Origin of the sequence: Bradyrhizobium sp. (assembly GCF_049586575.1) — a bacterium.
GTDB lineage: Bacteria > Pseudomonadota > Alphaproteobacteria > Rhizobiales > Xanthobacteraceae > Bradyrhizobium.
The window spans coordinates 1-8,197 of record NZ_JBAVCF010000668.1 but is presented as its reverse complement, the minus strand read 5'-3'; the positions used below and the strand labels follow the sequence as shown (position 1 = coordinate 8,197).

Here is an 8,197-nt window from a genome sequence, read left to right as displayed (position 1 = left end):
CGCCAAAGGCGCGAGGCGGGTGAGGGGGCTCGGTCGCTCACGAAGACGGCGCGCAAATTGCGGTCGCAAATGACTAATGCCGAGAGAAAGTTCTGGTTTGCCTTAAAAGACCGTCGGTCTCAGTCATTCCAGTTTCGGCGCCAGGTCCCAATTGGGCCTTACGTGGCTGATTTTCTGAGCTTCGAAACCCGGTTGATTGTAGAAGTGGATGGTGGTCAGCACGCCGGGTCTGCGCGAGACGTTGAGCGTGACCGCTGGCTCGCGGAAACGTCACCCTCTCCCGCAAGGGGAGAGGGAAAGAAAGCGATGGGCGCGCCATGACGGCGTCTGCGGCGGTGATGGAATCCAACGGCGACCTGATCGTGCGCCGCGAAGGCGCGGCCGGGATCATCCGGTTGAACCGGCCGAAGGCGCTCAACGCGATGACCTATGAAATGTCGCTCGGCATCGACGCGGCGCTCGATCGCTTTCAAGCCGATCCGGCCGTGGCCGTGGTGGCGTTGGAAGGCGCCGGCGAACGCGGCTTGTGCGCGGGCGGCGATATTCGCGGGCTTTATGAAAGCTCAAAGGCCGGCGGCGATCTCGGCAAGGTGTTCTGGCGTCAGGAATACCTCATGAACGCGCGGATCGCGAAATATCCCAAGCCCTATGTCGCCTTTATGGATGGCCTGGTGATGGGCGGTGGCGTTGGGCTGTCGGCTCATGCGCGCCATCGCGTCGTCACAGAGAAGACCAGGCTCGCGATGCCCGAGGTGGGACTCGGATTCTTTCCCGATGTCGGCGGCACCTGGCTGCTGACGCGTTCGCCCGGCGAGATCGGCGCTTATTTCGGGCTGACCGGGCAAACCATGAACGGGCCGGACGCGATTTTTGCGCGCTTTGCCGATGCCGTCGTGCCGTCTGGAAAGTTGCCCGCGCTGCGCGAGGCCTTGACGGCGGTCCGGCCGGGCGCAACGTCGGCTGACGTCGACACGCTCATTGCGGGTTTTGCGACCGGCGAAAGCGCGGGTCCCGTTGCGGCCCAGCAGGCATCGATCGACCGCTGGTTTGCGCATGACCGGATGGAAGATATTTTCGGAGCGCTCGAACGCGACGGTTCGGAACTCGCGCAATCGACGCTCAAGGCACTGAATGAAAAATCGCCGCGCGGCATGGTTGTGACCTTGAGGTTGTTGCGGCTGGCGCGCAACGCCGCCTCGCTGGAGGAGTGTCTGGTGCGCGAATATCGCGCGGCGCTGGAAGTCTTTCGCAGCGATGATTTTCGCGAAGGCGTGCGCGCGGCCGTGATCGACAAGGATCGCAATCCCCGATGGTCGCCGAAGCGAATTGAAGACGTGACGCCGGAAATGCTGGCGCCGTATTTTCGGGAGATCGGTGCCGACGAGCTGCTGTTCCAGAACACAAATAACACAAACCGAAACTGAGGAGACAAGAGATGTCCAGTATTGCATTCATCGGTCTCGGCAATATGGGCGGCCCGATGGCGGCGAATCTCGTCAAGGCCGGTCATGGCGTGATCGCGTTCGATCTTGTCGCAGCCTCGCGCGACCAAGCCAAGGCGGATGGCGCTCGCATCGCCGAAAGTTCGGTGGCAGCCGTGAAGGGCGCCGAGGTCGTCATCACCATGCTGCCGGCGGGCAACCATGTGCTCGGGGTGTGGAACGAGGTGGTGCCGGCGATGGCCAAGGGCGCTCTCATCATCGATTGCTCGACAATCGATGTCGAAAGCGCCAAGCAGGCCCATGCACTGGCGTCGAAGCACAACATAGGTTCGATCGATGCGCCGGTTTCCGGCGGCACTGGCGGCGCGAAGGGGGCGACGCTGACCTTCATGTGCGGCGGCGACGACAAGGCCTTCGCATCGGCCAAACCAGTCTTGGAAAAGATGGGAAAGAGGATCGTGCATTGCGGCGGTGCGGGCGCGGGGCAGGCGGCCAAGATCTGCAACAACATGATCCTCGGTGTTTCCATGATCGCGGTGGGCGAAGCGTTTGCTCTCGCCGAAAAGCTGGGGTTATCGCATCAGGCGCTGTTCGACGTTGCCTCGACCTCGTCAGGGCAATGCTGGTCGCTGACGTCTTATTGCCCGGTGCCGGGGCCAGTCCCGACCTCGCCGGCCAATAACGACTACAAGCCGGGTTTCGCCTCGGCCTTGATGGTGAAAGACCTGACGTTGGCGCAGGATGCGGCCAGGGCAGCAGGCGCGTCCACGCCGCTCGGAAAGCATGCGCAGGAGATCTACAAGGCGTTTGATGCCGCCGGTAACGGCGGCGTCGATTTTTCGGGGATCATCCGGCACGTCCGCAAATTGGCAGCTACATAGAGCCGTCCCATGACGACATTTCAGGAAGCGCGCGCATTTCTTCTGAAATACCGGACGGACTACGACAAGGCCGTCGCCGGCTTCCGCTGGCCCGACGCCGTTTCGTTCAACTGGGCGCTGGACTGGTTCGATGCGGATTTGGCGCGTGATCCGCAAAGCCGGGACCGTCCTGCGCTGTGGATCGTCGATGCCGGCAGCGGCCGGGAGGTCAAACCGACATTCGCGGATATGTCCCGGCGTTCCAATCAGGTGGCGAACTTCCTGCGGGCGCAGGGATTGAAGCGCGGCGACCATTTGTTATTGCTGCTCGGCAACGTCGTCCCGCTCTGGGAAACGATGCTGGCGGCGATAAAGCTCGGCGTGGTGGTGATCCCGGCCACGACCTTGCTGACCCCCGACGAACTGCGTGACCGCCTCGATCGCGGCCGCGCCCGGGCCGTGGTGGCGACCCAGGACCAGATCGGCAAGTTCGCTGGCCTCGGGACCGAGAAGCTGGTGCGCATCGTCGCCAATGCCACTTCGCCGCAGGAAGGCTGGCTTCCATACGAACAGACCGCTGATTTTCCGCAAAACTTCACGCCGGACGGCGCGACCCAATCCGACGATCCAATGTTGCTCTATTTCACCTCAGGCACGACCGCGAAGCCGAAACTGGTGCGGCACAGCCAGCGCAGCTATCCCGTCGGCGGTCTCTCGACCATGTACTGGCTTGGACTTAAGCCGGGCGATATTCATCTGAACATTTCATCGCCGGGCTGGGCCAAGCACGCCTGGAGTTGCTTCTTTGCGCCGTGGAATGCAGGAGCGACGGTGTTCGTGGTCAATCAGCCGCGCTTCGACGCCAAGGGCCTGCTTGCCACCATCGCGCGCTGTGGCGTCACAACACTATGTGCGCCGCCGACGGTGTGGCGGCTGTTCATTCAGGAGAAGCTTGCCGACTTCAAGATGTCGCTGCGCGAAGTCTGCGGCGCGGGAGAGCCGCTCAATCCCGAGGTGATCGACCAGGTGCGTGCGGCCTGGGGTCTGACGATCCGCGACGGCTACGGTCAGACAGAGACCACGGCGCTTGCCGGTAATTCGCCGGGCCAGAAAGTAAAGGTTGGATCGATGGGGCGGCCGCTGCCCGGCTACCGCGTCGAAGTCACCGACAACGATGGCCATGCGACGCAGGAAGGTGAAATCACGCTGCGGCTCGGCGCCGACCGCCCGGCGGGGTTGATGCAGGGGTATCAGGGCGAGGATGGCGCGGTTTCGGGCGCTGATGGCGCCGTCTACCGTACTGGCGACGTGGTGTTCGTCGACGAGGACGGCTATTTCACCTTCGTCGGCCGTTCCGACGACGTGTTCAAGTCGTCCGACTATCGCATCAGCCCGTTCGAGCTCGAAAGCGTCCTGCTCGAACACGAGTGGGTCGCGGAAGCCGCGGTCGTGCCGTGCCCCGATCCGATCAGGCTCGCGATCCCGAAGGCCTACGTCCTGCTGGTGCCGGGCACGGAGCGTTCCGGCGATACGGCGCGATCAATCTTCGTTCACCTCCACTCGCGGCTTGCGCCGTTCAAGCGAATCCGGCGAATTGAACTCGTGGGCGAATTGCCGAAAACGATTTCCGGGAAAATCCGGCGCGTGCATTTGCGCCGCCTCGAACACGATAACAATCGCAGCGATCCGCTGCGCGGGGACGAATTCCGCGAAGAAGACTTTCCGGAATTGCAAAAGGTGCGCTCGGACTAGTGCGGTGAATTTGAAGGTCCTATTAGGATCTCGGCGAGTTCGTCATAGGAACTTCAAATTCAAAACCGCACCAGCATCAGATAGGATACTATAGCTCCTTTGATTCCGAAGTTCGCGTAAGAGGTTGCTGCAGGTGTTTGCGAACCTCGGAATCGGAGCTCTAGCACTCAGAGAAGATGGAATGAACGAAGTCTGGAAGAAGCCACCGGTTTCGCTGGAAGCCTACCAGGGCATGGTCGGGCGGGAGGTCGGCGTGTCGTCCTGGCATCTGGTCGATCAGGGCCGGATCAACGTCTATGCCGACGTGATCGAGGATCATCAATTCATCCACATCGACCCCGAGCGCGCCAAGCGCGAAACAGCATTCGGGACCACGGTTGCTCACGGATTTCTGACCATGTCTTTATTGAGCATCATGTCCTATGAGGTGATGCCGGTAATCGAAGGCACGACCATGGGCGTCAATTACGGCTTCGACAAGCTGCGCTTTGTCTCGCCGGTACGATCCGGCTCGCGCGTGCGCGGAAGATTCACGTTGATGGAAGCAAAGTTGCGCAAGCCGAAGGAATTGCAGTCTCGCACCAGCGTCACTGTCGAAATCGAGGGCGAGGAAAAGCCTGCTCTGGTGGCCGACTGGATCGGCCTGATCTATTTTGCTTGAATCCCGGGAAATGCATCAATGACAATCAGGTTTGACGGACGCGTCGCCATCGTCACCGGCGCGGGGAATGGTCTTGGCCGCGCGCACGCGCTGGGGCTCGCGAGCCGTGGCGCCAAGGTCGTGGTCAACGATTTCGGCGGCGGGCGGGATGGCACGGGCGGTTCTCTGACGCCGGCGGAAGCCGTGGTCGAAGAGATTCGAAAGGCCGGCGGCGTGGCAATGGCGGATGGCGCCGACGTTTCCAATTTCGAGCAGGTGCAGGCGATGGTCGATCGCGCCACCAGGAAGTGGGGCAGCGTCGATCTGTTGTGCGCCAATGCCGGCATCCTGCGCGACAAATCCTTTGCCAAGATGGAAGTGGCTGACTTCGCCAAGGTGCTGGATGTGCATCTCACTGGCACCTTCTATTGCTGCAAGGCGGTGTGGAACGGCATGCGTGAGCGCAACTATGGCCGCATCGTCGTCACGACTTCATCGTCCGGCCTGTTCGGCAATTTCGGCCAGGCCAATTACGGCGCGGCGAAAGCCGGCATGGTCGGGTTGATGAACGTGCTGGCGGAGGAGGGCCGCAAGAACAATATCCGCGTCAACACGATTTCGCCGACGGCCGCGACGCGGATGACCGAGGAATTGCTGCCGCCGCAGGCGCTCGCGTTGATGAAGCCGGAAGCGATTACGCCAGCGGTGCTTTATATGCTGGCCGAGGATGCGCCGACCCGTACCATCATGGGCGCCGGCGCCGGCTCGTTCGCGGTGATCAAGGTCGTGGAGACCGAAGGCATCAATCTTCCGCAAGGCGAGTGGACGCCCGAAGCGATCGCGGCGCATTTCGCCGAGATCGGCGACATGTCGACGGCAAAGGCATTGGAAAACGCGTTTCAGCAGACCAACAAATATGTCGGACAGGCCGCGGCGCGGGCAGGGATTAAGCTTTCGCCATGAACGCCGTCGTCATCGGCGCCGGTCCGGCGGGGCTGATGGCGGCTGAAACACTCGCGCAAGGTGGTGCCGACGTCATGGTCTATGACGCGATGCCGTCGGCAGGGCGCAAGCTCCTGATGGCGGGCCGTGGCGGACTTAACCTGACCCATAGCGAGCCGCCTGAGGCGTTTCTGACCCGCTATGGGCAAGCCGCGCCGAAATTAGCCGCCGTCATCGAAGCCTTTCCGCCAGATCGCTTGCGGGAATGGTGCGAGGAACTGGGGCAGCCGACATTCATCGGCTCCAGTGGCCGGATTTTTCCGAAGTCCTTGAAGGCATCGCCGCTGCTGCGGGCATGGCTGCGACGGCTCGATACGTCGGGCGTAAAATTCGCTTTGCGTCACCGCTGGACCGGTTGGGACGACAAGGGGCGGTTGCTGTTCCAGACCCCAGAAGGAGAAGAGACCGTCGCGGCTCGCACAACCGTGCTTGCGCTCGGCGGCGCAAGCTGGCCGCGGCTGGGATCGGATGGCGGATGGGTGGAAGCCCTCAAAGCCAAAGGCGTGAAGGTCACGCCGCTCAAACCGGCCAATTGCGGCTTCAAGGTTGCGTGGTCGGATATTTTTCGCGATCGCTTCGAGGGCCAGCCGCTCAAGGGCGTGGCGCTATCTTTTGGTGGGCGCAGCGTTCGCGGCGAGTCGGTTATTACCCGCGACGGTCTGGAAGGCGGTGCGGTCTATGCGCTATCGGCTGAGTTGCGCGAAGCGGTCCTCGCGTCGGGAGGAGCTACGCTGCGCGTCGCCTTGCGGCCCGATGTCGACACAAGCGATCTCATTACACGTCTGTCGATGCCGCGCGAAAAACAGACATTCACAAACTGGCTGCGCAAGGCGGCGCAATTGTCGCCGGTTGCGATCGGGCTGTTGCAGGAAACTGCCAAGACCTCCGGTGTCGCGCTGACGTCGATGTCACCGGAAGCCCTTGCCGCGTTGGTCAACGCGGTGCCGGTTCATCTCACCGGCATCGCCTCGATTGCGCGGGCGATCTCAAGCGCGGGCGGCATCCCGTTCGACGAATTCGATGGCGACTTCATGCTCCGCCGTCTGCCTGGCGTGTTTGCGGCGGGCGAAATGCTCGATTGGGAAGCGCCGACCGGCGGCTACCTGTTGCAGGCTTGTTTTGCCACGGGCGCAGCGGCGGGCAAGGGAGCGTTGAAGTGGCTTGAGGGGCGAGTGGCGAATGGGGAGTAGCGAATGGATGTTCTATTCGCTGTTGGCTACTCGCCATTCGCCTAACGCAGTTTGCCCCGCGCCTCGACCTTCAGCGTGCCAAGGATCTCGTCGCCGCGCACCATTACCACTTCGTCCATCATGTTGACGACGACGCAGACGTGATTGGGCACGATCCGGACGATATCGCCGACCTCGGGCCGGGTGTTGCTGCGGGTGAGATCGAGAAAGCCATGTTCCTCGGCGAATTTCGCGATTCGGGCCTCGGGATGTTCGAGGATCAGCCCATGGCCGTCGAGCCCGCTGCCGGTATCCGAGGTCAGCGTTTTGGATCCGGCATCGAGAATGCCGCGATCGGGACCGGCGCGGCTGACGACGGTGGAGTAGATGTTGAGCGCGCAATCGTCCCAGGTCGCGACGCCCGCGCCGACCTGCATGCGGTCATTATAGATGTAGGTGCCGGGCCGATGTTCGGTCGCGCCCTTGAGCTTGCCGAGATTCTTCAGGTTCGGCGAGCCGCCGGTCGAGACCATCGTGGCATCGAGCCCGTGCGCACGCACGCCGGCCAGCGCCTCGTCATGGAATTTCTGCGCCTCGGCCCAGCCGGTTTCGGTGGGATAGAGCATGAAGCCAGCGAACGTCAGTCCCTTGGAAGCAGCGATTGTGCGTGCGAGCGCGATCGCCTCGGCCGGCGTCTCCACGCCGGCGCGCTTGCGCCCGGTGTCGCATTCGACCACGACCGAAAGCGAACGGCCGGAGTGGGCTGCTGCCTGCGTCAGCGATGAAACTACCGTCGGGTTGTCGGCCGCGACCGTCATATGGGCCTTGGCCTGCAACGCGCCGAGGCGCGCCATCTTCTCTTCGCCGAGCAGATTATAGCTGATCAGGATGTCGTCGATGCCGGCGTCCGCCATCACCACGGCCTCCCCGAGTTTCTGGCAGGTAATGCCTTTGGCGCCGGCTGCGACCTGAAGCTTCGCCAGCATCGGGCTCTTGTGTGTCTTGATATGCGGGCGGTTGGCGACACCGGCGGCGTCGCAAGCTTTTTGCACGCGCGCGATGTTGCGCTCGACGCGATCCATGTCGATGACGGCAACCGGCGTGCCGTATTCGCGGGCGATTTTTGCAGCAAGGGGCGTGGTCATAAGTGGTGTCCTTAGAGTAGTGTTCTCAGTCTAACGCTGCACGTGAGAAGAGTTTTTATGCGAACGATATTTCGGATTGGTCCGATCTCAATGCTGATTCCAACTATCGCTTGGGCCTCGGCTTGGAATTGGGTTCTACGCGAAGAAAACCAAAGCTGGTACATCGTGTGGCCGTTGGTTGGATTTC

The 8,197-nt window shown here is 62.2% G+C and carries 8 protein-coding genes; 7 read left to right on the top strand and 1 reads right to left on the bottom strand.

The window, feature by feature from the left end:
• The 7 genes from WB528_RS24545 to WB528_RS24515 all read left to right on the top strand — a co-directional run.
• A partial coding sequence (locus WB528_RS24545; protein WP_423891575.1) for an endonuclease domain-containing protein occupies nt 1–321 on the top strand: 321 nt, incomplete at its 5' end.
• Nucleotides 318–1,424, top strand: a complete 1,107-nt coding sequence (locus tag WB528_RS24540) for an enoyl-CoA hydratase/isomerase family protein (RefSeq protein ID WP_423891574.1) — start codon at nt 318–320, stop codon at nt 1,422–1,424. The genes WB528_RS24545 and WB528_RS24540, both read left to right, overlap by 4 nt.
• A gap of 11 nt (nt 1,425–1,435) precedes the next feature.
• The gene (gene mmsB / locus WB528_RS24535; RefSeq protein ID WP_423891571.1) at nt 1,436–2,323 is read left to right on the top strand and encodes a 3-hydroxyisobutyrate dehydrogenase; all 888 of its coding nucleotides are present in this window, start codon (nt 1,436–1,438) and stop codon (nt 2,321–2,323) included.
• A 9-nt stretch (nt 2,324–2,332) separates the two neighbouring features.
• Nucleotides 2,333–4,054: an AMP-binding protein gene (locus WB528_RS24530; RefSeq protein ID WP_423891569.1), complete on the top strand. Its 1,722-nt coding sequence runs from the start codon at nt 2,333–2,335 to the stop codon at nt 4,052–4,054.
• 181 nt (nt 4,055–4,235) lie between these two features.
• Nucleotides 4,236–4,715, top strand: coding sequence for a MaoC family dehydratase (locus tag WB528_RS24525; protein WP_423891567.1), 480 nt, complete (start codon nt 4,236–4,238; stop codon nt 4,713–4,715).
• An 18-nt stretch (nt 4,716–4,733) separates the two neighbouring features.
• The gene (locus WB528_RS24520; RefSeq protein WP_423891565.1) at nt 4,734–5,657 is read left to right on the top strand and encodes an SDR family NAD(P)-dependent oxidoreductase; all 924 of its coding nucleotides are present in this window, start codon (nt 4,734–4,736) and stop codon (nt 5,655–5,657) included.
• A complete protein-coding gene (locus WB528_RS24515; RefSeq protein ID WP_423891563.1) occupies nt 5,654–6,886 on the top strand; it encodes an NAD(P)/FAD-dependent oxidoreductase in 1,233 nt (410 codons plus the stop codon). Before WB528_RS24520 ends, WB528_RS24515 begins: the two co-directional genes overlap by 4 nt.
• 41 nt (nt 6,887–6,927) lie before the next feature.
• Here WB528_RS24515 and WB528_RS24510 read toward each other — a convergent pair whose 3' ends face one another.
• Nucleotides 6,928–8,010 carry a D-TA family PLP-dependent enzyme gene (locus WB528_RS24510; RefSeq protein ID WP_423891561.1) on the bottom strand — a complete coding sequence of 361 codons (1,083 nt, stop codon included), beginning with the start codon at nt 8,008–8,010 and terminating at the stop codon, nt 6,928–6,930.
• Between the last annotated feature and the right edge of the window lie 187 nt (nt 8,011–8,197).

What these genes read in the sequence shown, in the direction of transcription:
- WB528_RS24520 (WP_423891565.1), top strand. Translation starts at nt 4,734, where the DNA reads ATGACAATCAGGTTTGACGGACGCGTCGCCATCGTCACCGGCGCGGGG.
- WB528_RS24515 (WP_423891563.1), top strand. Translation starts at nt 5,654, where the DNA reads ATGAACGCCGTCGTCATCGGCGCCGGTCCGGCGGGGCTGATGGCGGCT.
- WB528_RS24525 (WP_423891567.1), top strand. Translation starts at nt 4,236, where the DNA reads ATGAACGAAGTCTGGAAGAAGCCACCGGTTTCGCTGGAAGCCTACCAG.
- mmsB (WP_423891571.1), top strand. Translation starts at nt 1,436, where the DNA reads ATGTCCAGTATTGCATTCATCGGTCTCGGCAATATGGGCGGCCCGATG.
- WB528_RS24530 (WP_423891569.1), top strand. Translation starts at nt 2,333, where the DNA reads ATGACGACATTTCAGGAAGCGCGCGCATTTCTTCTGAAATACCGGACG.
- WB528_RS24510 (WP_423891561.1), bottom strand. Translation starts at nt 8,010, where the DNA reads ATGACCACGCCCCTTGCTGCAAAAATCGCCCGCGAATACGGCACGCCG.
- WB528_RS24540 (WP_423891574.1), top strand. Translation starts at nt 318, where the DNA reads ATGACGGCGTCTGCGGCGGTGATGGAATCCAACGGCGACCTGATCGTG.